Annotated in this window: 16 protein-coding genes and 1 pseudogene; 2 read left to right on the top strand and 15 right to left on the bottom strand. The window is 64.2% G+C overall.

Annotated features, from left to right (window positions below; genetic code table 11):
• Positions 1-39: 39 nt before the first annotated feature.
• The 3 genes from ku to H3V53_RS30570 all read right to left on the bottom strand — a co-directional run bounded on the left by ku (position 40) and on the right by H3V53_RS30570 (position 3977).
• The gene (gene ku, locus H3V53_RS30580; RefSeq protein WP_336601055.1) at positions 40-1032 is read right to left on the bottom strand and encodes a non-homologous end joining protein Ku; all 993 of its coding nucleotides are present in this window, start codon (positions 1030-1032) and stop codon (positions 40-42) included.
• 241 nt (positions 1033-1273) lie between these two features.
• Positions 1274-2512 carry a cytochrome P450 gene (locus tag H3V53_RS30575; RefSeq protein WP_336601054.1) on the bottom strand — a complete coding sequence of 413 codons (1239 nt, stop codon included), beginning with the start codon at positions 2510-2512 and terminating at the stop codon, positions 1274-1276.
• Between the two features lie 220 nt (positions 2513-2732).
• Entirely contained in the window at positions 2733-3977 is a 1245-nt protein-coding gene (locus tag H3V53_RS30570; protein ID WP_336601053.1) for a glycosyl hydrolase family 28 protein, read from the bottom strand.
• A gap of 289 nt (positions 3978-4266) precedes the next feature.
• On the opposite strand from H3V53_RS30570, the gene serB reads away from it, so the two are divergent.
• Complete coding sequence (gene serB / locus H3V53_RS30565; RefSeq protein WP_336601052.1) at positions 4267-5106, top strand: phosphoserine phosphatase SerB; 840 nt, start codon at positions 4267-4269, stop codon at positions 5104-5106.
• Positions 5107-5204: 98 nt separating this feature from the next.
• On the opposite strand, the gene H3V53_RS30560 is transcribed toward serB, so the two are convergent.
• The 11 genes and pseudogenes from H3V53_RS30560 to H3V53_RS30510 form a co-directional block, all read right to left on the bottom strand.
• Positions 5205-6389, bottom strand: a complete 1185-nt coding sequence (locus H3V53_RS30560) for a cystathionine beta-lyase (RefSeq protein ID WP_336601051.1) — start codon at positions 6387-6389, stop codon at positions 5205-5207.
• 63 nt (positions 6390-6452) lie between these two features.
• The gene (locus tag H3V53_RS30555) at positions 6453-7085 is read right to left on the bottom strand and encodes a hypothetical protein (protein WP_336601050.1); all 633 of its coding nucleotides are present in this window, start codon (positions 7083-7085) and stop codon (positions 6453-6455) included.
• 130 nt (positions 7086-7215) lie between these two features.
• Complete coding sequence (gene bktB, locus H3V53_RS30550) at positions 7216-8400, bottom strand: beta-ketothiolase BktB (RefSeq protein WP_336601049.1); 1185 nt, start codon at positions 8398-8400, stop codon at positions 7216-7218.
• A gap of 147 nt (positions 8401-8547) precedes the next feature.
• Positions 8548-9486, bottom strand: a complete 939-nt coding sequence (locus H3V53_RS30545) for a sugar kinase (RefSeq protein ID WP_336601048.1) — start codon at positions 9484-9486, stop codon at positions 8548-8550.
• A gap of 3 nt (positions 9487-9489) precedes the next feature.
• Positions 9490-10881 carry a 30S ribosomal protein S12 methylthiotransferase RimO gene (gene rimO, locus H3V53_RS30540; RefSeq protein WP_336601047.1) on the bottom strand — a complete coding sequence of 464 codons (1392 nt, stop codon included), beginning with the start codon at positions 10879-10881 and terminating at the stop codon, positions 9490-9492.
• Between the two features lie 327 nt (positions 10882-11208).
• The gene (gene phaR / locus H3V53_RS30535; RefSeq protein ID WP_336601046.1) at positions 11209-11787 is read right to left on the bottom strand and encodes a polyhydroxyalkanoate synthesis repressor PhaR; all 579 of its coding nucleotides are present in this window, start codon (positions 11785-11787) and stop codon (positions 11209-11211) included.
• A gap of 149 nt (positions 11788-11936) precedes the next feature.
• Positions 11937-12676 (bottom strand): annotated as a pseudogene (locus H3V53_RS30530) (3-ketoacyl-ACP reductase).
• A 222-nt stretch (positions 12677-12898) separates the two neighbouring features.
• Positions 12899-14080 (bottom strand): acetyl-CoA C-acetyltransferase, encoded by a 1182-nt coding sequence (locus H3V53_RS30525; protein ID WP_336601045.1) that lies wholly within the window; start codon positions 14078-14080, stop codon positions 12899-12901.
• Between the two features lie 165 nt (positions 14081-14245).
• The gene (gene phaC, locus H3V53_RS30520) at positions 14246-16231 is read right to left on the bottom strand and encodes a class I poly(R)-hydroxyalkanoic acid synthase (protein ID WP_336601044.1); all 1986 of its coding nucleotides are present in this window, start codon (positions 16229-16231) and stop codon (positions 14246-14248) included.
• A 423-nt stretch (positions 16232-16654) separates the two neighbouring features.
• Complete coding sequence (gene pgeF, locus H3V53_RS30515) at positions 16655-17494, bottom strand: peptidoglycan editing factor PgeF (RefSeq protein WP_336601043.1); 840 nt, start codon at positions 17492-17494, stop codon at positions 16655-16657.
• Positions 17491-18717, bottom strand: coding sequence for an RluA family pseudouridine synthase (locus H3V53_RS30510; protein WP_336601042.1), 1227 nt, complete (start codon positions 18715-18717; stop codon positions 17491-17493). Before H3V53_RS30510 ends, pgeF begins: the two co-directional genes overlap by 4 nt.
• Positions 18718-18809: 92 nt before the next feature.
• Between H3V53_RS30510 and H3V53_RS30505 the strand changes: the two genes are divergently transcribed.
• Entirely contained in the window at positions 18810-19613 is an 804-nt protein-coding gene (locus tag H3V53_RS30505) for an outer membrane protein assembly factor BamD (RefSeq protein WP_419539596.1), read from the top strand.
• An 89-nt stretch (positions 19614-19702) separates the two neighbouring features.
• Here the strand turns inward: H3V53_RS30505 and rlmD are convergent, their stop codons facing one another.
• The gene (gene rlmD / locus H3V53_RS30500) at positions 19703-21127 is read right to left on the bottom strand and encodes a 23S rRNA (uracil(1939)-C(5))-methyltransferase RlmD (RefSeq protein ID WP_419539595.1); all 1425 of its coding nucleotides are present in this window, start codon (positions 21125-21127) and stop codon (positions 19703-19705) included.
• Positions 21128-21187 lie beyond the last annotated feature (60 nt).

The raw sequence follows: 21187 nt of genomic DNA, 5'->3' as shown, positions 1-21187 counted from the left end.
CTTCAAGGCTTCACGTCCTGGGCGGCGATGGCGTCGCGATCACGCGGCTCGCCGCTTGCGCGCGGCCGTGGCCGTGCTCTTGCGGGCCGTCGTCTTCGCGCGACGCGTGGTCTTCTTTGCAGCCGCGCGCGGCTTCGCCGGCGCTTTGTCGTCGGCGTGATCCGCGTCGTCCGCGTCGGCTTCGGCTGCTTCGGCTGCTTCGTTCTCCGTCGCACGCGCGGCGCCCTTGCTCTTGCCGCCGCGTCCGAGGCTGCGCTTGAGCAGGTCCGACAAGTCGAGGATATCCGCCGATGGCTGCGCTTCGCGCGGCGTTTCGATATCCATCACCTCTTCCGTCTTGCCCGCGCGCACCTTCTTGTCGACGAGGGCGAGGATGTCGTCGCGGAACGTGTCCTTGTATTCGGACGGGTCCCACTTGCCGCTCATGTCGTCGATCAGCTTTTTCGCCATCTCCAGCTCGCGCGGCGTCACGCCCGCCTTCTTCGCGTCTTCGTCGGGGAGCTTGAATTCGTCGAACGGGCGCACTTCGTCGTCCCAGCGCAGCGTGTTCAGCGCGAGCATCGGCCCGACGGGAATCAGCGCCGCCAGATGCTGCTTGTTGTGCATCACGACGTTCGCAATGCCGATCTTGCCCGACGATTTCATCGCGTCGCGCAGCAGCGCGTAGACCTTCTCGCCCTTGCGATCGGGCGTCAGGTAGTACGGCGTGTCGAGATAGAGGAACGGAATCTCGGGCGCTTCGACGAACGCGATGATGTCGACCGTTTGCGTCGATTCGGGATTGGCCGCCCGAATCTCTTCGTCCGTCAGCACGACGTACTTGTCCTTCTCGTACTCGTAGCCGCGCACGATGTTGTCCCGCGTCACTTCCTTGCCCGTGCGCTTGTTGATCTGCCGATAGCCGATGGGATCGATCGTGCGCCTGTCGAGCAGGTTGAAGCCCACTTTCTCCGATTTCGTGGCGGGATACAGTTGCACAGGCACATGGACGAGACCGAAGCTGATTGCGCCTTTCCAGATCATATGAGCCATCGCACGCTCCCGAAGTTGAATGCCATGCGAAGCAGCAAGCGTGCCCAGTGTCGCCCGGGCGCGCGCCTGTCTGCCTGTTTCCGCGAATCGCGTTCGGATCGAGCGCGCGCAGCGCGGCGGCCGCTGTGCGCCGCTGTAAGTCTTGCCTTCAGCAGGAAAAAGCTACGGACGCCGATTCAACGTGCGACGTGCGTGCGCATCATGTCCGCGTGGCCGGGGCCAGATGCGTCGGACAGCTGCGTCAGGTCGCCACCGTGCATGGCACGGCCGCGTAGCCGCGAAAGCGCACGCGTCCGCCGCGCGTCGGCTCGCCGCTGATCCTGTACGACGGGAAGCGCCGCACGAAACGCCCGATCGCGATCCGCGCCTCCAGACGCGCAAGCGACAGTCCCGCGCATTGGTGTATGCCGAAGCCGAACGCGAGATGCCGGTTCGGCGTGCGCCGGATGTCGAAGCGGTCGGGGTCCGCGAACTGCTCGGGGTCGCGGTTCGCGGCGCCGATGCACAGCGTCACGGGCGTGCCGCGCGCAACGGGCACGCCGCCGATCTCCGTGTCCAGCATCGTCATCCGGTTGCCGAGCTGATTCGAGCTTTCGAAGCGCAGGCATTCCTCGACCGCGCTTTCGATCAGTTCCGGCTCGCGCAGCAGCGCGTCGCGTTCGCCCGTCCACACGCTCAACGTGACGAGGCCGTTGCCGATCAGGTTCGTGGTCGTTTCGTGGCCTGCATTCAGGATGAAGATGCAGTTCTGCAGCAACTCGACTTCCGATAGCTGCTCACCGCCCGCCTCGCCCTGGATCAGACGGGTAAGCACGTCGTGCTGCGGGTCGCCAGGCGCTGCGCGGCGCCTCGCGACGAGATCCTTCAGATACGCGACGAACTCTGTCACGGCGCGATTGCCGCGTTCGTGCTGCTGCGGCGTGAGCGAGGGTTCGAGCGCGCCGAGGATCGCGAGCGACCAGTCGCGCAACGGCTCGCGTTCGTCGTGCGGCACGTCGAGCAGGTTGCCGATCACCTCGACGGGGATCGCTGCCGCGAAGTCGCCGATCAGATCGATCTCGCCGCGCGCGGCCGCCCGGTCGAGCAGTCCATCGACGAGCCGCACCAGGCCGTCCTCCATCGCGGCGATCGCGCGCGCCGTCAGCGCGCCAGCGATCAGCTTGCGCACGCGCGTGTGCAGCGGCGGATCATTGAACACGAGGCTCGTCGTGTGATGCTCGAACAGCGGCGTCGCGCCGTACTTGGGCGCGAACTCGACTTTCTTGTCCGAGCTGAAGGTCTTCGGATCGCGATAGACGGCCTGAACGTCGCGAAAACGCGTCAGAAACAGCGAGCCGTCAGGCATGCGCTTGATGGGCTCATGCGCGCGCAAAGCGTGGTAGACGGGATACGGGTCGGCGTGAAACGATGCATCGAGATGCCGCAGATCGAAAAGTCGGGCGATGTCGGCGCTGCTTTGCGTCGCGTGGGACGAGGTCATCGGTGTCTCCGTGTTGTCTTCGCCGCTCATGCGGCTGCTTGTTGTGGCTGCTTGTTGTGGCTGCTTATGCAGCGGCTCGTTGTGACTGCTTGCCGTGCGGCTGCCGGTTTCGAGACGCCAGTATGAACCATGACGCTGCGCGCGTGCAGCGTCCCGCCGCGCCCGCGCGATGCGTGCGAATGCATCGCGCGGGCATCGCTTGCTTCAATCGATACGAACGCTACTTGCCGGGAAACGGCGCGAACGCCTGGCTGCAATCGACGGGCGCGACGTTCGCAGCCGCCGCCAGCGTGACAGACACGCCGCTGCCCACCTGCGACGGCAAAGACGTGCCGCCCGGCCCGATCGCGAACTGCGTGTCGGCTCCTTTCAGGCTAAGCGGCGCGGCGTCGGCGACGACATTGTTCAGCGAGATCAGCAGCAGATTCGCGACGGGCGGATTCGGCACGCCCGTCGTCCTCGCCGACCACCCGGCAGCGAGCAGGACGGGACTGGCCGAATTGAAGCCCTGGAACGTGTACCCCGACGCATTGACGATGCGCACGCCATCGAGTGCGATGCCCTGGAAGTTCGGATGGAGGCCGGCGCTCGTCGTCGGGCTGTAGTACGGAAAGAAGGTCAGCGCGTCCGACGCGAGCGCAGGAGTGGGATCGGACGTGCGGATGCAGACGTTCGTGTACCGGATGTTCGACACCAGCCCGCCGCGGCTCCAGTCGGACTTGATGCGCAAGCCGTTGTCCGCGCCGTTGATCGACAGCTGGTAGACGTTCACGTTGCTCACGCTCGGATACACGCCGCCGACGGGCGTCACGTCGGCATTCGCCACGCCGTTGTCCGCACCCGACGATACACTGCCGATCGACATGCCATGCCCTACATAGAAGTGGCTGTGGGCGACGGTCACGTTGTACGTGCGTCCATTGACGGGCGCCGTGCCGCCCTTGATCGCCATGTTGTCGTCGCCCGTGCGGATGGACGTGTAGGCAATCACGATGTTGCTGGCGTCGCCCGTCAGCTTGCCGGGTTGCCTGGGTTGCTCGTGATCGGCCCGGAACTCGCGGGATCGATGTCGTCGGTGTTCTTCGCGGTGAGCGTGCTGTACGGCATGCCGAGATAGTTCGTCATCGCTTCGTACGCGGCCGTCGGCGTATAGATCTTCACGCCCCACGCCGTGAAGCCTTCGACGCCGCTCGGCACGACGTGACTTCGGTGCGTTTTGCAGCGTCACGCGATAAAGCGTGAAGTTGCGGCCATTATTGATCTGGATCAGCCGCGGGTTGTTCTGCGACTGGCTCAGCACCCCGTTCGCTTTCCAGCCGATGTCCCACCAGCTCATCGCCGCGCCGTCCGGGCGCTTCAGCAGCGCCCGGTCGTTCGGCACACTGCTGACGAGCGGGCTGCCGCCGCGTCCGTCGATCGTGCCGTCGCCGACGACGGCGGCGTTGCCCGCCTTGCTTGCCGTCATCAGCGCGTTGCAGCCGTTGTCGCTCGCGGTGATCAGGCCGCAGCTCGGGGGCCCTTGGTCTTGTCGTACTGGCGCGGATCACGCGATGCGAACAGCGTCACGCTTCTGTCCGAAACAATGGAAAACCACATGGACAATTCCCGATGGCGCTCCCTTTTATTTGGTAATACGACATATTTGAGATATGTCGCCTGACTGCGCTGATCCGCGTACGAGCCCGGCTCGCCGGTCTTCCGGAGCGAACCCGCTACAATAGGCGGATTTCCCGCGTGCCCCTTCCCGCTCCAACATGAATCTCGTCATCCAAAGCCCCACGCCGCTTGCCGCCGAACATCACAAGCCGCTCCTCGCGTTGTCGCGCGGCGCTGATCTGACCGTGACCGATCCGTACGCGGTCCGCATCGGCAACGCCGAACTCGCGCAGCGCGCCGATCTCGACGTCTACTGCGGGACGCATGCGCTCGACTATGCGTTCGTCGAAGCGGGCCGCCGCTTGACCGATTTCGGCCTCGTGGCAATGGATATGGATTCGACGCTGATCACGATCGAATGCATCGACGAAATCGCGGATTTTTGCGGCCGGAAGGCGGAAGTTGCGGCAATCACCGAAGCGGCGATGCGCGGTGAAATCAAGGATTTCAACGAAAGCCTGACGCGCCGCGTCGCGCTGCTCGAAGGCCTCGATGCGAGCGCGCTGGAAAAGGTCTACGAAGAGCGGCTGCGACTGTCGCCCGGCGCCGAAAAAATGCTGGCGGGCGCGAAGGCGGCGGGTCTCAAGACGCTGCTGGTATCGGGCGGCTTCACCTTCTTCACCGACAAGCTCCAGGCGCGTCTCGGTCTTGACTTCGCGCGCGCGAACACGCTGGAAATCGTCGACGGCAAGCTGACGGGGCGTGTGCTCGGCGAGATCGTCAACGCCGACGTGAAGGCGCGCACGCTGCGCGACACTTGCGACAAGCTCGGCATCGAACCGACGCGCGCGATCGCGATGGGCGATGGATCGAACGATCTGACCATGATGTCGGCGGCGGGACTGTCGGTTGCGTTCCGCGCAAAGCCCGTCGTGCGCGAGGCGGCGAGCGTCGCATTCAATCACGTCGGGCTCGACGGATTGCTACGGCTGTTTTGAAGCCACGCTCTGCCCGCGTGAAAGATCGCTAAAGGAAAAAGCCCGCTCGTGAATGAGCGGGCTTTTTTACGCCATGCGGCGCGGCGTTCGGACGGCGTTCAGCCCAGTGCGACGAGGCAGCGCTCGATGTCCGCGCGCAGGTCGGCTTCCTCTTCGAGCCCGACGTAGAAGCGCACCAGCGTGCCGCGATGCGGCCACGACGACTCGGTGCGCATCGACGCGACGTTGTACGGCATCGCGAGACTCTGCGCGCCGCCCCAGCTCCAGCCGAGCGAGAACAGTTCCAGCGATTCGCAGAACGTGTCGATCTGCTGCGGCGTGTAGCGCGCGTCGAACACGACCGAGAACAACCCGCCCGCGCCCGTGAAATCGCGCTGGTAGAACGCGTGGCCGGGACAATCGGGCAACGCCGGATGCAGCACGGCGGCGATTTCCGGGCGCGTCTTCAGCCATTTTGCGAGTGCCAGCGCGCTTCTGTCGTGCTGCTCGAAGCGCACTTTCATCGACGGCAGGCTGCGCAGGATCAGCGAGCAGTCGTCCGACGACACGCCGATCCCCATGCGCATGCGCGCCAGCTTCAGCTTCAGATGCAGTTCGCGGTCGACGGTAATCGTCGCGCCCATCAGCACGTCGCTGCCGCCCGACTGATACTTCGTGAGCGCCTGCATCGAAATGTCGACGCCGTGATCGAACGGCCGGAACGAGAGCCCCGCGGACCACGTGTTGTCGATCGCCGTGATGACGCCGCGCGCGCGGGCGGCCGCCGTGATGGCGGGAATGTCGGACACTTCCATCGTCACCGAGCCGGGTGCCTCGAGCCAGATCAGCTTCGTGTTCGGCCGGATCAGATCGGCAATGCCCGCGCCGATCATCGGGTCGTAATAGCGCGCGGTGATGCCGAAGTCTTTCGCGAGCCACTCGGCGTGGTCGCGGTTCGGCGAATACACGTTGTCGGGAATCAGCACGTCGTCGCCCGATTTGACGAGGCCGAAGTACACGTTCGAAATCGACGACAGCCCCGACGGCTGCAACAGTGCGTGATTGCCGCCTTCGAGCGCGGCGAGACGCTGCGCGAGCGCGATCGACGTCGGCGTGGCGTGCAGGCCGTAGCGCCACTGCGCGTCGTTCTTCCAGTCGAGCGCGCGCATCGCCGCAAGGTCGGGAAAAACGACGGTCGACGCGCGCGCGACGGGCACCGAGAACGATTCCCAGCCGGGCGTCAGCTGGTCGCTCGGCTGAACGATGCGGGTCTGCAAGCCGTGCTTCGGAGTGTATTGAGTCATGGTCAGTGAGAGTTGGATTCGAAGTGGCGATGTAGCGAAGTATCGAGGCGATGAAGCGCGGGCTCACTCGCCCGTTGTCAGATTGCTCACGCCGTTGACGGGCTGGCTGCCCGTGCGGGCCGGCGCCGGCTGCGGCGCCGCTTGCGGCGCGGCGGGCTGCCCCTGTGCAGGCGTCTGAGGCGCCGTGCTCTTGCCCATGACAGCGGCCGGCTTTTGTCCCGCCGCGAGCGGCCGCAACGAGAACTCCTGCGGATTGGAGTCGTCGACGTTCATCCGCTCGCCTTCAAGCGAACCGTCGGCGGCGAATTTGCCGACCCAGTTGCCCGTGATGTGCGTGCCGTCGTTCGACTCTTCGACTTCGAGCGTGTCGCCGTCGCGGTCGCCCGCGATCAGGATCACTTCGCCCGTGTCGGCGTACTGGTATTCGCCGTGCACGCCGCCGGCATCGTCGGCATCCGTTTTCTTGCCAAGACGCAGCACGATCTGCCGCGTGCCGAGCGTGCCCGCGTACTGCGGAAATTTAGCGAACTCCGGGCTCGGCTTCAGCGGCAACTGGATCGGCGCAGGCGCCGCGAGCTGCTTGACGGCGTCGCTTTCTGCGTGCGTCGTGGCGGGCAACGCGACCATCATGGCCAGCGCGGCCGCCGCGAGCATCGTGGGCCACAACGCCTTGTACTTCGACTTCGATACGTGCATCCGTTATTTCCTTTCAACCGGCTTGATCACATCCGCGCCGCGAGCGGGGTTCGACCGGTTATACCGCAAGTTCGTCGGGAAGCGGGCTGCGCTGACCGCGCAGCCCGCCTCACATGCCGCCCGGACCCGCTCAGATGCGCTCGAAAATCGCGGCGATGCCCTGCCCGCCGCCGATGCACATCGTTACGAGCGCATAGCGCCCGCCGATGCGCTGCAGCTCGTACAGCGCCTTCACCGTGATGAGCGCGCCCGTCGCGCCGATCGGATGGCCGAGCGAAATGCCCGAGCCGTTCGGGTTGACCTTCGCGGGATCGAGATTCAGCTCCTTGCTGACGGCGCATGCCTGCGCGGCGAACGCCTCGTTTGCTTCGATCACGTCCAGATCGCTGACTTTCAGGCCGGCGCGCTCCAGCACCTTCTGCGTCGCGGGCACGGGACCGATGCCCATGTAGTTCGGATCGACACCCGCATGCGCATACGCGACCAGCCGCCCGAGCGGCTTGGCGCCGCGCTTTTCCGCGATACTGCGCTCCATCAGCACGACAGCCGCCGCCGCGTCGTTGATGCCCGACGCATTGCCTGCCGTCACCGTACCGTTTTCCTTCGCGAACACGGGCTTCAGCTTCACGAAGTCGTCGGCTGTGGCGTTCATGCGCACGTGCTCGTCGGTGTCGAACACCGTGTCGCCCTTCTTCGACGCAATCGTGATGGGAAGAATCTGTTCCTTGAAGTAGCCGGCCTCGATCGCCTTTGCCGCGCGGCGGTGCGATTCGAGCGCGAGCGCGTCTTGGGCTTCGCGGCTGATGTCGTATTTCTTCGCGACGTTTTCGGCCGTTACGCCCATGTGGATCGTCTGAAACGGATCATGCAGCGCGCCGAGCATCATATCGACGATGCTTGCGTTGCCCATGCGCTGGCCGAAACGCGCCGACGGCATGATGTACGGCGCGCGGCTCATGCTCTCGGCACCGCCTCCGATTGCGATGTCGGCGTCGCCGAGCAACACCGACTGAGCCGCCGAGACGATCGCCTGCAGACCCGAGCCGCACAGACGGTTCACGGTCAGCGCGGGCGCGTGCTGCGCGACGCCGCCGTTGATCGCCGCAACGCGCGCGAGGTACATGTCCTTCGGTTCCGTGTGGATCACGCTGCCGAACACGACGTGGCCGACCTCGTCACCGCCGACGTTCGCGCGCGACAGCGCCTCGCGCACGATCCGCGCGCCCAGTTCCGTCGGCGCGAAGTCTTTCAGGCTGCCGCCGAAATCGCCGATTGCCGTACGAACGCCGCTCACTACCACCACTTCACGTTGCATGCCTGCTCCTCCAGTTGTCTCAGATGAACGCCGCGCGCGCGACAGGCGCTGCGCGCGACCTTGTTTTGCTGAACCCGCTCGGGCTGTCTGATGGTGCCCGATGTTATTGTGCAGTGCAACAGTCTGATCGTGCTATTTTCGTTTCGTTCAGGCGCCGATGATCCGCTCGACCGTCGCACGGTCGGGAATCGGCGCGACGGCGCCGAAGCCTTGTGTCGACAGCGCGGCTGCGATGTTCGCATAGCGCGCTGCCTCGAAAGGATCATCGCCCGCGACGATGCGCGCGATGAACGCGCCACCGAAACAGTCGCCCGCGCCCGTCGCGTCGACGGCGCTCACGACGTGGCCCGGCACGACGCGGCGCTCGTCGGGTGTGGCGATATACGAGCCTTCCTTGCCCAGCTTCAGCGCAACCACGCCCGGCCCCTGCGCGAGCAGGAAATCGACGATCGCGTCGCGATCCGTCAGGCCCGTCAGCTCGGCGACGTCGTCCCAGCTGGGCAGGCAAATGTCCGTCTGGCGAATCGCCTCAAGCATGATCGCGCGCGCCCGCGCGAGCGGCCACAGCTTCAGGCGCAGGTTGGTGTCGAAGCTCACGCGCACGCCGCCTGCACGTGCGTGTGCCATCGCGGCGAGCGCGGCGTCGCAGGCGCTCACGCTGATCGCGAGACTGATGCCCGACAGATGGATGAGCTGCGCGGCGGCGATGGCGCCGAGCGGCAGGTCGCGCGGCGCGTAACGGCTCGCGGCGGAACCCGCGCGCAGATAGTCGAACTGATGGCCGGACGGACCGTGCGACACGAAATACACGCCCGTGGGCGCCTGTTCGTCGACGCGCACAAACGACGTGTCGACCTGCTCGCGCTGCCACAAGTCGAGCAACAGCCGCCCGAACTGGTCACTGCCGACGGCCGACACGAAGCCCGTCGACGCGCCCTGGCGCGCGGCCGCGATGCAGAAGTTCGACGTATCGCCGCCGAAGCCTTGCAGATAGGTCGGCTGGCCCTTTTCGGACTGGTTGAATTCGACCATAGCCTCGCCGAGCGCGAGGATGGACGGCGTCCGGGCGGCTGCGGTCGACGACATCGCTTAGACCTCGCCCCAGAGATCGTGGCCGTCGGCCCCCGTGATCTTCACCGACACGAAATCGCCCACCTTGTAGCGCTTCGACGCCTTCGTCGCGGGCGCGATATAGACAACGCCGTCGATTTCCGGCGCATCGGCCGCCGTGCGGCCAATGCCGCCGTCGGCGTTGATTTCGTCGACGAGCACTTTCAGCGTCTTGCCGACCTTGCGCGCAATGCGCTTTGCCGATACTTCTTCGGCGACTTCCATGAAGCGCGCGCGGCGCTCCTCGCGGACTTCGTCGGGTAGCGCGCCGTCGAGTTCATTGGCCGTCGCGCCTTCGACGGGCGAATACGCGAAGCAGCCGACGCGATCCAGTTCCGCCTCGCGGATGAAGTCCAGCAGCGTTTCGAACTGCTCTTGCGTCTCGCCGGGGAAACCGGCGATGAACGTGCTGCGGATGGTCAGGTCCGGACAGATTTCGCGCCACGCGCGCACGCGCTCGAGCACCTTTTCGGCGTTCGCCGGGCGCTTCATGCGCTTGAGCACCTCGGGATGCGCGTGCTGGAACGGCACGTCGAGATACGGCAGCACGTGACCCTTGAACGGGCCTTCCGCCATCATCGGGATCACTTCGTCGACGCTCGGATACGGATACACGTAATGCAGGCGCACCCACGCGCCGTATTGCGCGGCGAGTTCGCCGAGCGCGGCGACCAGATCCGTCATGCGCGTCTTGATCGGCTTGCCGTTCCAGAAGCCGGTGCGGTACTTGACGTCGACGCCATAGGCGCTGGTGTCCTGCGAAATGACCAGCAGTTCCTTCACGCCCGACTTGAACAGGTTTTCCGCTTCGAGCATCACTTCCGCGACGGGACGCGACACGAGATCGCCGCGCATCGACGGGATGATGCAGAACGTGCACCGGTGATTACAGCCTTCGGAAATCTTCAGATACGCATAGTGGCGCGGCGTCAGCTTGACGCCCGCGGCAGGCACCAGATCGACGAACGGGTCATGCGGCTTCGGCAGATGGCTGTGCACGGCCTGCATCACTTCGCCGAGCGCGTGCGGGCCCGTCACGGCCAGCACCTTCGGATGCACTTCTTCGATCAGATTCGAGCCGCTCGCGCTCTGCTTCGCGCCCAGGCAGCCCGTGACGATTACCTTGCCGTTCTCCGTCAGCGCTTCGCCGATGGCGTCGAGGCTTTCCTGCACGGCTTCATCGATGAAGCCGCACGTGTTGACAACGACGAGATCCGCGCCGTCGTAGGTGCCGGAGATCTCGTAACCTTCCGCGCGCAGCTGGGTAATGATCTGTTCGGAATCGACAAGGGCTTTCGGGCACCCGAGGGAAACGAAACCCACTTTCGGGTTCGAAGCGGTGGGCGCGGCGGGAGAAGAAGTCTGCGACATAGAATGGTCCGGCGAGAAGCGATGAGTGACGCGATGGTTGGGGGCTTGGGCGTGCAGCCCGGTGCCAGATCGCGGCAAACGTAGGGTGCACCGCGCGACGGCGCCGTGTGAGAATGGCCGTGGCGTAAAGGGCCGCGCAGATGACCGCAGATGGCAGTCGGGACGGCGGCCCCGCGCAAGCAACCTCATATTATACCGCGCGCACGATACGCCGGCATCGCGCCGCCCGTCGTACGCGCGACGGCAGGCAGCATGCAGCGTCCGCCCGGCTCGCTGCCGGGCGGACATGAAAAACACTCATCGGAATACCGCCGGACGACCGCCCGCCTACTTCTTCTCCGGCTCGGGATTTCCCTGCGGCGTAGGCTGCGTGAACGGGAACGAGCTGAACATGGTTTTCGCCTGGTTCTGCATCTGCTCCTGCATCTGCACGAACATGTTCTTCGACTGCTCGATGTAGCTCGTCATCATGCCCTGCATCATCGGGGCTTGCATGTTCATGAACTGCGACCAGACTTCCGGATTCATCGTTTTGCCTTCGTACAGGCCCTTCGACTGGTCCGCCAGCTTGTTCTGGATATCGATGAACGCCTGGATGTTCTTTTCCAGGTACGTGCCCATCATCCCTTGCATCGCGTGTCCGTAGAAACGGATGATCTGCGACAGCATGATCGACGAGAACATCGGCAAACCGCCGCTTTCCTCTTCGAGAATGATCTGCAGCAGGATGCTGCGCGTGAGGTCTTCGTTGCTCTTGGCATCGATGACCTTGAATTCCTCCTGATCCAGCACGAGCTGCTTCACATCGGTCAACGTGATGTAAGTGCTGGTCTCTGTATCGTACAGTCGACGGTTCGGATATTTCTTAATGAGTCGTTCGGCTGTTTTCTTTGTAGTAGTGGTCATGTAACGCCTTTGAGCGCGAATGAAGCGCAGAAACGGCGTCCTGCCGCGCGCGCAGCCTTGACACTGCGCGCACAAGACGCCGCCAGAAACATCTGAACCATGCAAGGTCCCATCTCGCCCGGCCAGCGACAAAACGGGACATTCATGGATCAGCCCATATGCAGGCCGCCGTTCAGCGAGAAGTCGGCCCCCGTCGAGAAGCCCGACTCGTCCGACGCCAGCCATGCAACGATCGACCCGATTTCATCCGGCGTGCCAAGACGGCGCACCGGAATCGTCGCGACGATTTTTCGAGAACGTCCGCGCGGATCGATTTCACCATGTCCGTGCCGATGTAGCCCGGCGAAACGGTGTTGACCGTCACGCCCTTGGTGGCCACTTCCTGCGCGAGCGCCATCGTGAAACCGTGAATCCCCGCCTTGGCGGTCGAATAGTTCGTTTGGCCGAACTGACCTTTCTGGCCATTCACCGACGAAATGTTGATCACACGTCCCCAGCCGCGCTCGACCATCCCGTCGATCACCTGCTTCGTCACGTTGAAGAGGCTGGTCAGGTTCGTGTCGATCACGGCCGTCCAGTCTTCATGCGTCATCTTGCGGAACACGACGTCGCGCGTGATGCCCGCATTGTTGACCAGCACATCGATTTCGCCGACTTCGGATTTCACCTTGTCGAATGCCGCCTTGGTCGACTCCCAGTCGCCCACGTTGCCTTCCGACGCGACGAAATCGAAGCCCAGCGCCTTCTGGTCTTCGAGCCACTTGACGCGGCGCGGCGAGTTCGGGCCGCAACCCGCGATCACCTTGAAACCATCCTTGTGCAGACGCTGGCAAATGCTCGTGCCGATGCCACCCATGCCGCCCGTTACGTACGCAATTCGTTGTGACATAAAACACACTCCATTATCGTTTTACGAGACGCCAGCCGCCTCGTGCTTCGCCTTCCTGTGCCACCCGGCCTCCCGAGGCGCGGAACACGGACCGCGGGAAAAGCCTGGTGGACCGCGCCACGCTGCGGCCATCGCCCGAGGGCGGATGCCGGCGCGCGTGGCGGCCTCCTCAAAACAGCCGTCTACGGACGCGTCCGCACGCTTAGGGACGCATCCCGACGCTTAAGGACGCTCGACCGCGAGCGCCACGCCCATGCCGCCGCCGATGCACAGCGACGCAAGGCCCTTCTTCGCATCGCGCTTCTGCATTTCGTGCAGCAGCGTGACGAGAATCCGGCAGCCCGACGCGCCGATCGGGTGACCGATCGCGATTGCACCGCCGTTCACGTTGATCTTCGACGTGTCCCAACCCATCTGCTTGTGCACGGCCAGCGCCTGCGCGGCGAACGCCTCGTTGATTTCCATCAGGTCGAGATCGTTCACGCTCCAGCCCGCGCGCTCGAGACAGCGGCGCGATGCCGGCACGGGCCCCATGCCCATCACCTTCGGATCGACGCCCGCGTTCGCGTACGCCTTGATGCGCGCGAGCGGCGTGAGACCGAGCGCCTCAGCCTTCTTCGCCGACATCACCACGACGGCAGCTGCGCCGTCGTTGATGCCCGACGCGTTGGCCGCCGTCACTGTGCCTTCCTTCGAAAATGCCGGCTTCAGGCCCGCGAGCGATTCGGCCGTCACGCCGTGACGCACGAATTCGTCAGTCGTGAACGACAGCGGATCACCCTTGCGCTGCGGAATCTGGATGGGCACGATTTCATCATCGAAGCGGCCCGCCTTCTGTGCGGCTTCCGCCTTATTTTGCGAAAGCGCCGCGAACTTGTCCTGGTCTTCGCGTGTGATGCCGTACTCCTTCGCGACGTTTTCCGCCGTGACGCCCATGTGGTACTGGTTGTACACGTCCCACAGGCCGTCGACGATCATCGTGTCGATCAGCTTCGCATCGCCCATGCGGAAGCCGTCGCGCGAGCCCGGCAGCACGTGCGGCGCGGCGCTCATGTTTTCCTGGCCGCCCGCGACGACGATATCCGCGTCGCCCGCGATGATCGCGTTAGCCGCCAGCATCACGGCCTTCAGGCCCGAGCCGCAGACCTTGTTGATGGTCATGCCGGGCACGGCCATTGGGAGACCCGCCTTGATCAGCGACTGGCGCGCCGGATTCTGACCCGAACCCGCCGCCAGCACCTGGCCCATGATGACTTCGCTCACCTGCTCGGGCTTCACGCCCGAACGTTCCAGCACGGCGCGGATCACCGTGGCGCCCAACTCCGGCGCCGCAATCTTCGCCAGCGACCCACCGAATTTGCCGACAGCCGTGCGAGCTGCCGATACGATCACTACGTCAGTCATTTCCGTTTCCTCTGGGGCTGCGGCCAGCTTCGCCACAGTCACCCGTCAAGTTGATAATCCGGTCAGTCAGCATTCCTGCGATACAGCGTCTGTCTCACTCCATCCGTCGTCACTCGTTATCCGGTTCTCGCTGGCCGAACGCCGGATGCTTCGGCCCACGAACGATTACTCGCGCTCCTGCACATAGCGGCCGGGCGCAGGTTCGATCACCGGAAATTCCGCCGAGCCCGCCTGCGCCGGCGCCTTGATCTTCTTGCCGCCGTACTGGTCGAGCCACTTCGTCCACTCGGGCCACCAGCTGCCTGCTGTTTCCGAAGCCGATTCGAACCAGTCGTCGGGGTTCTCGGGCAACGTCTTGTCGTCGCCCGCCACCGACCAGTAACTGCGCTTGTTCTTCGCGGGCGGATTGATCACGCCGGCGATGTGTCCCGACGCGCCGAGCACGAAGGTGCGCGGCCCGGTCAGGAGCGGCACCGAGGCATACGCCGATTCCCACGGCACGATGTGATCTTCGCGCGAGCCGTAGATGAAGGTGGGCACATCGATGCGCGACAGATCGACCTTCTCGCCGCACGTCGTGAGCGCACCCGGCTCGCGCAGCTTGTTTTCGAGATACGTGTTGCGCAGATACCAGACGTACATGGGACCGGGCAGACTCGTCGAATCGCTGTTCCAGTACAGCAGATCGAACGGCATCGGCGTGCGGCCCTTCAGATAGTTGTCGACGACGTAATTCCAGACCAGATCGTTCGGGCGCAGGAACGAGAACGTGTTCGCGAACTCGATACCGCGCATGAGGCCCGGCGGCGAGCCGTTCTTGCCGCCGATGGTCTGCTCGCGCATCTGCACGTGCGCCTCGTCGACGAAAATGTCGAGCACGCCCGTGTCGGCGAAATCGAGCATTGCCGTGAGCAGCGTCATCGACGCGGCGGGATGTTCGCCGCGCGCCGCCGCCACGGACAGCGCGGTGGCGAGCAGCGTGCCGCCGATGCAGAAGCCAAGCGTGTTGATCTGCTCACGGCCGCTGATCTGGCGCGTCGTGTCGATTGCCGTCAGCACGCCATCGGCGATGTAGTCGTCCCAGGACTTGTCGGCGATCGACTGATCGGCGTTGCGCCACGAAATCAGATAGACCTGATGACCGGACTCGAGCGCGTGAGCGACCAGCGAGTTTTCGGGCTGCAGATCGAGGATGTAGTACTTGTTGATGCAAGGCGGCACGATCAGGAGCGGCCGCTCATACACGTTCGCCGTGCGCGGCTTGTACTGGATCAGCTGCATCAGTGCGTTCTCGAACACGACGGAGCCTTCCGTCATCGCGAGATTCTTGCCGACGCCGAAACGCGTTTCGTCCGTCTGCGAAATCTTGCCGCGCTGCATGTCGCTGAGCAGATTCATCACGCCCTGCCGCAGGCTCTCGCCATTGCTCTCGAGCAGTGTCTTCTGCGCTTCCGGATTGAGCGCAAAAAAGTTGCTCGGCGAGGCGGCAGCCGTCCATTGCTGCACGGCGAAGCGAATGCGCTCACGCGTTTTCTGGTCGGTCTCGATCGAATCGGCGAGCTGCTGCAGATAACGCGCGTTCAGCAGATACCACGCCGCCGTGTATGCATAGACGGGCGTGGTCTTCCATGCTTCCGAGCTGAACCGGCGGTCCTTCAGCTCGAAGCCATTCGAGCTCGCCTGGGTCGCCTGTTGCAGCAACTGCATGGCGTCACGCGAATAGTCCGACTGCAACTGTTGAAGACGCGCCGGCGGAATCGACGCGCTCGGCACCTTCAGCCCCGCGAGCTGCTGCGTGAACTGTTGCGCGAACTGCGGAGGAAACGTCTGTCCGAAGAATGCATTGAACGGCTGGGAAGCACCGCCGTCCGGTTGGCCTTGCGTCGAAGCGAACTGCTTGGCCAGCTGCTCGACGAAGGGATTGGAAAAAGGCATCGAGCCAGCCTGCGCCGTCGCCGCTTTCGCGAAGTCGGGCATGGATGGAACGCTAAAAGGATTGCCGCTTGCTGCCGCAGGCGCTCCAAGCGAACGCCAGGCATTCATCCAGGCGTCGAACCATTGTTGCACCCCTGCCGCAGTCGCTTGCTGCTGCGTGCGGTCCGATGAGGTGCCCGTGCGAGAAGAAGTCGAGGAAGATTGAGATGCAGCCATGCCTGCTTTTGACCGAAAAGTCCTCGCGGACGGGTTGAGAGGCAGGTACTCGCGCGGGAGCAGCGATTGAATCGAGACCGCGTTGCGTCCTTGCCCAGTGGAGAACATTCTTGCGCCCCATCGCAAGGCATGTCAATGCTTGCTCCCGATTTTGCCGCAGTGCGATATTTTTTTCATCATCGTTTTCCCGATGTATTTCAACGCAATTGCCCAGCGGAAGAACGATCTTGCAGTGCAATGCAAAACGAGCCCGTTGCGACGGGCTCGTTTATCGAATGGGTCTGGCTTCAAACGCTTGTGCGTCGCGCGATCGCGATGGCACGCGTGGGTTCGCGCAGTGCAGCATCGAATGCGTTGCGTGAATCGTCCGATGTGATCAGGTGCAGCAAATTTGCCTTTGCACAGCAGCACTTATCGTCGCGGCTATTTGTCATCCAGCCAGATCAACGCGGCCATGCGGCCCGTCTCGCGATCGCGGCGATAAGAATAAAAACGCTCGCGTTCAGTGACCGTGCAATGGTCTCCGCCGACCACCTGCGTGACGCCTATCCGTGCAAGCCGCAGACGCGCAAGCCTGGGCAAATCGGCGAGGTACTTGCCCGCGTGATCCGGATGATCGACGAAGGCGCTGGCCACATCATCGCGTTGTGCGCCGTCGACACCATTCATGAAGGCGTCACGCACGTCTGGTCCGACCTCGAAAGTCTGCGGACCGATACAGGGACCAAGATACGCATGCAACGCTGACATGTCAGTGTCTGCCAGCTGGGCCACGCGTTGCGCCGTCTGTTCGACGACACCCGCTGCGAGACCTCGCCAGCCCGCATGCGCGGCGCCCACCGCGCGCCCTTGCGGATCGCACAGCAAGACGGGCATGCAGTCGGCAATCATCACGACGCATAGCGTGTCCGTCCGGTCGGTCACGCTCGCGTCGGCCTGCAGCGCCGGCTCGCCGCGCCGTGCGGCCGCGATGGCATCGGCGGCATCGACGACGCGTGCGCCATGCACCTGCGAGAGCCACGCAGCGTCGCGATGCCCCGCGAGCTTCATCAGCCGCGCGCGATTCGCATCGACATGCGCGGGATCATCGCCCGACTTCTTGCCGAGATTCAGCCCGCCCGCGCCGTCCACGCCATCGCGCCACGTGCCGAACGGCGGCAGGCTCACGCCGCCGTTGCGCGTCGTGACGAGCGCGCGCACGCGCGGCGATACACGCCACTCGGGGCGAAGCACATCGTTCATCGTCAGTTCAGGCAGCGTCATCTGCGGTCGTCCTTGTCGTCGGTTGAGTCTTCGTCGAGATCGTCCTCGTCGTCGTAGCCTTCGTCGATCAAGGCGCCTTCGTCGTCGTAGTACGCTTCGTAGTCGTCTTCTGCACCGTCGTATTCGTATTCGTCTTCGTGCTCGCGGCCGAGTCCCAATGCTTCGGACAATTCAGCGATATCGTCGGGAACATCCGCGCGCCACTGCATCGTGCGACCCGTTTGCGGATGAACCAGCGCGAGACGCCACGCGTGCAGCGCCTGGCGCGCGAAGCCGCCCGGCAGCGGCGCCACGGAGCGCTTGCCGCGCGCGCGTCCGTACACGGGATCGCCGAGCAGCGGATGGCCAATGTGCGCGCAGTGCACGCGGATCTGATGCGTGCGCCCCGTCTCCAGATCGCAGTGAATGGCCGACACGGGCTGCCGCTCCCACACCGTCGAATCGATCCGCCTGAAGTGCGTGCGCGCGGGCTTGCCCGACGCGCCTGTCACGACGGCCATGCGCGTGCGTTCGCGCGGGTCACGGCCGATGGGCGCGTCGATCGTCCCTTCGTCCGGCATGTTGCCCCACACGAGCGCGAGATAGCGGCGCTTCACGGTCCGCGCCTGCAGCTGGCGCACGAGATCGGTTTGCGCTTCGAGGGTACGGGCAACGACCATCAGGCCCGAGGTCTCCTTGTCGAGCCGGTGCACGACGCCCGCGCGCGGCAAGCCTGCAGCTGCATCGCCATAACGATGCAGCAGCCCGTTCAGCACGGTGCCGCTCCAGTTGCCCGCGGCGGGATGCACGACCAGTCCCGCCGGCTTGTTGATCACGACGAGCGTGTCGTCTTCGTAGACGATGTCGAGCGGCACGGGTTCCGGCGTGAACGCGAGCTGCTCGGGCAGCAGGTCGGGCACCAGTTCGATCGATGCGCCGAGCGGCACGGGCTGGCGGATCTTCGCTGGCTGTCCGTCGACGCGCACGCGCTGCCCTTCGATCCAGCTTTGCAGCCGGCTGCGCGAGAACTCCGGAAAGACTTTGGCGAGCACCTTGTCGAGGCGATCGCCCGCCAGCTCGGGCGGCACGGTCACGACACGCGGCGCCTCAACCGCGCGCGGCGCAGCGGCCGGTTCCCCTGTTGATGAGTCGGCGCTGTCGGCGCTTGGGCTATAATCTTTGTTGCTCTTCCGCGCGCCCTGAACGGGATACTGAGTGGGACGCGGAGTATTGGAACGGGTCATCGAGACTGGGTCACCTGGACGTAAAGCTAGACTGGAAAATGCGAGCCTTGAACATCATTACTCAAACTGTTCGAAAGACGGTGGCCCAACGGATGGCCGGGAAGATGGCCAGCTACGCCGCTTGCGCGGCAGCCGTCACGCTGGTGGCGGCCTGTCATGGCCTGCCGGAAAAGACGGACGAAACGGCCACGTGGACCAACAACAAATTATATACGGAGGCGCAAGACGCCTTGAGCGGCGGGGACTTCGGCAAGTGCGCGAAATACTTCGAAGCGCTCGAGGGACGCGACCCGTTCGGCCACTTCGCGCAACAGGCGCAGATCAACGTCGCGTACTGCAACTGGAAGGACAGCGAAACGGACGCCGCCGACCAGGCCGTCAACCGCTTTATCCAGCTTCACCCGGATCACCCGGACATCGCCTACGCGTACTACCTGAAGGGGATGATCCACTTCAACGACGACCTCGGTCTGTTCGGCCGCTTCTCGGGCCAGGATATGAGCGAGCGCGACCCGAAGTCGCTGCGCGAGTCGTATGACGCATTCAAGGTGGTGGTCGACAAGTACCCGCAAAGCAAGTACGCGCCGGACGCGGCACAGCGCATGCGCTACATCGTGAACGCGCTCGCGTCGCACGAGGTCCATGCGGCCGACTACTACTACCGCCGCGGCGCCTACGTGGCCGCGATCAACCGCGCGCAACTCGCGATCAAGGAATACAAGAACGCGCCTGCTATCGAAGACGCGCTGCACATCATGATGCTGTCGTACCAGAAGCTCGACCAGCCGCAGCTCGCGGAAGACACGAAACGCATCCTGGCAGGCACCTTCCCCGACAGCCCGTACATCACGGGCCACGCGCGTCCCGGCAAGGAAAAGTCCTGGTGGCAGTTCTGATGATCCCCGTCGCCTGAAGGCAAAAAGCATAAAAAACGCCACGGTTCGATACCGTGGCGTTTTTGTTTGCGCGGCAGCGTCAGCCGCGCTCAATCGCGCTCGAACAGCGCAATCGATTCGACGTGCGACGTGTGCGGGAACATGTTCACGACGCCCGCGCCCTTCAGCCGATAGCCGGCCTCATGCACGAGCAGGCCCGCATCGCGCGCCAGCGTTGCCGGGTTGCACGACACGTAGACGATGCGCCTGGGCAGCGGACCTTCGCCGCTCTGCGCGATCTCGGCCAGCGCCTTCGATACGGCCAGCGCCCCTTCGCGCGGCGGATCGATCAGGTACTTGTCGAAATGGCCGAGCGCGCGGATGTCGTCGGCCGTGACTTCGAACAGGTTGCGGCACGCGAACGACGTGTGGCCGTCCACGCCATTTTCTTTCGCGTTATCGAGCGCCCGCGAGGTCAGCACATCGCTGCCTTCGATGCCGACCACCTCGCGTGAAATCCGCGCGAGCGGCAGCGTGAAGTTACCGATCCCGCAAAACAGATCGAGCACGCGGTCCGTTTTGGCGGGCGCGAGCAGCCGCAGCGCGCGGCCGACCAGCACGCGGTTGATCTGGTGATTGACCTGCGTGAAGTCCGTCGGACGAAACGGCATGCGGATGCCGAACTCGGGCAGCGTGTAGTCTAGCTGACGGTCGAGCGGATAGAACGGATAGACGGTATCCGGGCCTTTCGGCTGCAGCCAGAACTGGACGTTGTGCTGATCGGCGAAATCGCGCAGCACCTGTTCGTCGGCGGCGTTGATCGGCTCGAGAATGCGCAGCACCAGCGCCGTCACCGACGAACCCACAGCCAGCTCGATCTGCGGCATGCGATCCCGAATGGACAGCGCTTCCACCATGTGGCGCAGCGGCACCAGCATGTCGGACACGTGCGGCGGCAGCACTTCGCAACTCGTCATGTCGGCGACATAGCTGCTCTTCTTCTCGTGAAAGCCGACCAGCACGCCGCCCTTTTTCACGACGTTGCGCACCGTCAGACGCGCGCGATAACGGTAGCCCCACGACGGCCCGTGGATCGGCCGGAACACCGTTTCGGGACGCAGCCTGGCCAGATGCATCAGATTGTCTTCGAGCACGCGCCCTTTCACGGCGACCTGCGCGCGCACATCGAGATGCTGCATCGAACAACCGCCACAGGTGCCAAAAAACTTGCACTGCGGGCGGGTACGGATCACGCTCTCTTTAAGAATATCGACGACCTGCGCCTGTTCGAAACTCGGTTTCTTCCGGTAGCTCGAATAGGTAACACGTTCGCCGGGCAGCGCGCCCTCGACGAAGATCACCTTGCCGGGCGAGCCGTCTTCCGTGACGGTGCGGCCGACGCCGCGCGCTTCCATATCGAGCGAGTCGATATCGAGTTCGGGCGCCTTGAACGGGCCGGCGGCGGCGTCTGGGCGCGCCTCTTTGCCCTTTCGGGGCGACCGCGTTCTACCAATGTGGGGGACAGTTTCGGACACCTGCGACTTCCTGACAGACTGGGTAAAAGTGGAACCAAACACGAGATTGTAGACGAACGA

The sequence above is a fragment of the Paraburkholderia bengalensis genome, from assembly GCF_037126505.1.
In the GTDB taxonomy this organism is placed as follows: Bacteria; Pseudomonadota; Gammaproteobacteria; order Burkholderiales; family Burkholderiaceae; genus Paraburkholderia; species Paraburkholderia bengalensis.
The sequence above is the reverse complement of the archived record's forward strand: the minus strand, read 5'-3'. Positions and strand labels throughout refer to the sequence as shown.

Coding starts and splice junctions, on each gene's coding strand:
- ku (WP_336601055.1), bottom strand. CDS start 1,032: ATGGCTCATATGATCTGGAAAGGCGCAATCAGCTTCGGTCTCGTCCAT.
- H3V53_RS30575 (WP_336601054.1), bottom strand. CDS start 2,512: ATGACCTCGTCCCACGCGACGCAAAGCAGCGCCGACATCGCCCGACTT.
- H3V53_RS30570 (WP_336601053.1), bottom strand. CDS start 3,977: ATGACGGCAAGCAAGGCGGGCAACGCCGCCGTCGTCGGCGACGGCACG.
- serB (WP_336601052.1), top strand. CDS start 4,267: ATGAATCTCGTCATCCAAAGCCCCACGCCGCTTGCCGCCGAACATCAC.
- H3V53_RS30560 (WP_336601051.1), bottom strand. CDS start 6,389: ATGACTCAATACACTCCGAAGCACGGCTTGCAGACCCGCATCGTTCAG.
- H3V53_RS30555 (WP_336601050.1), bottom strand. CDS start 7,085: ATGCACGTATCGAAGTCGAAGTACAAGGCGTTGTGGCCCACGATGCTC.
- bktB (WP_336601049.1), bottom strand. CDS start 8,400: ATGCAACGTGAAGTGGTGGTAGTGAGCGGCGTTCGTACGGCAATCGGC.
- H3V53_RS30545 (WP_336601048.1), bottom strand. CDS start 9,486: ATGTCGTCGACCGCAGCCGCCCGGACGCCGTCCATCCTCGCGCTCGGC.
- rimO (WP_336601047.1), bottom strand. CDS start 10,881: ATGTCGCAGACTTCTTCTCCCGCCGCGCCCACCGCTTCGAACCCGAAA.
- phaR (WP_336601046.1), bottom strand. CDS start 11,787: ATGACCACTACTACAAAGAAAACAGCCGAACGACTCATTAAGAAATAT.
- H3V53_RS30525 (WP_336601045.1), bottom strand. CDS start 14,080: ATGACTGACGTAGTGATCGTATCGGCAGCTCGCACGGCTGTCGGCAAA.
- phaC (WP_336601044.1), bottom strand. CDS start 16,231: ATGGCTGCATCTCAATCTTCCTCGACTTCTTCTCGCACGGGCACCTCA.
- pgeF (WP_336601043.1), bottom strand. CDS start 17,494: ATGACGCTGCCTGAACTGACGATGAACGATGTGCTTCGCCCCGAGTGG.
- H3V53_RS30510 (WP_336601042.1), bottom strand. CDS start 18,717: ATGACCCGTTCCAATACTCCGCGTCCCACTCAGTATCCCGTTCAGGGC.
- H3V53_RS30505 (WP_419539596.1), top strand. CDS start 18,810: ATGGCCGGGAAGATGGCCAGCTACGCCGCTTGCGCGGCAGCCGTCACG.